The organism is Lysobacter enzymogenes (assembly GCF_017168095.1).
GTDB lineage: Bacteria > Pseudomonadota > Gammaproteobacteria > Xanthomonadales > Xanthomonadaceae > Lysobacter > Lysobacter enzymogenes_D.
Genome location: NZ_LXSD01000359.1, coordinates 20,667 through 21,683, shown reverse-complemented (window position 1 = coordinate 21,683; position 1,017 = coordinate 20,667). Strand labels below are relative to the sequence as shown.

Genomic DNA, 1,017 nt, shown 5'->3' with positions numbered 1-1,017 from the left:
GCGCTGCGCCGCGGCAGCGGGCGAGGGCCGCACGGATGAGCGCGCTGGCGCCGGACCGCGACGACACTGCCGCCGCGCCGACCGCGCTGCGGCCGATGCGCGAGGACGACCTCGACGCCGTCCACGCCATCGAGATCCGCGCCTACGAATTCCCCTGGACCCCGGGCATCTTCCGCGACTGCCTGCGCGCGGACTATCCGTCGTGGGTGCTGATCGAGGACGGCCGGGTCCTGGGCTATTTCCTGATGAGCGTGGCCGCCGGCGAGGCGCACGTGCTCAACGTCTGCGTCGCGCCCGAAGCGCACGGCTGCGGCCACGGCCGCCGGCTGCTGCGCGCGCTGCTGAGCATCGCCCGCGGCCGCGGCGCCGAACGGGTGTTCCTGGAAGTGCGCCCGTCCAACCCCGGCGCGATCGCGCTGTACCACAGCGAAGGCTTCAACGAGATCGGCCGGCGCCCGCGCTATTACCCGGCACGCGGCGGGCGCGAGGATGCGTTGGTGATGGCGATCGAGTTGCTGGGCGAGGGATAGGCGGTTGGGGCTGGGGTGTCGCGAAACCCGCCTGTCGTCATTCCCGCGAAGGCGTGAATCCAGGGCTTTATCGAGGCATAACTCTGAAGTCTCTGGATGCCCGCCTTCGCGGGCATGACGATTTGGGGCAGACGCGGCGAAACCCACCTACCGTCATTCCCGCGAAAGCGGGAATCCAGGGCTTTATCGAGACATGACTCTGAAGTCTCTGGATGCCCGCCTTCGCGGGCATGACGATTTGGGGCAGACGCGGCGAAACCCACCTACCGCCATTCCCGCGAAAGCGGGAATCCAGGGCTTTATCGAGGCATGACTCTGAGGTCTCTGGATGCCCGCCTTCGCGGGCATGACGATTTGGGGCCGACGCGGCGAGACCCACCTACCGTCATTCCCGCGAAGGCGGGAATCCAGGGCTTTATCGAGGCATGACTCTGAAGTCTCTGGATGCCCGCCTTCGCGGGCATGACGATTTGGGGCAGACGCGGCG

1 protein-coding gene is annotated in these 1,017 nt (G+C 67.9%); it reads left to right on the top strand.

Annotation, left to right across the window (positions count from 1 at the left end; all coding sequences use genetic code 11):
- Nucleotides 1-35 precede the first annotated feature (35 nt).
- Nucleotides 36-530, top strand: coding sequence for a ribosomal protein S18-alanine N-acetyltransferase (rimI, locus tag A7A76_RS14155; RefSeq protein ID WP_206411792.1), 495 nt, complete (start codon nt 36-38; stop codon nt 528-530).
- The last annotated feature ends 487 nt before the right edge of the window (nt 531-1,017 follow it).

Excerpts from the sequence above, each read along its gene's own strand:
- rimI (WP_206411792.1), top strand. The coding sequence starts at position 36 with ATGAGCGCGCTGGCGCCGGACCGCGACGACACTGCCGCCGCGCCGACC.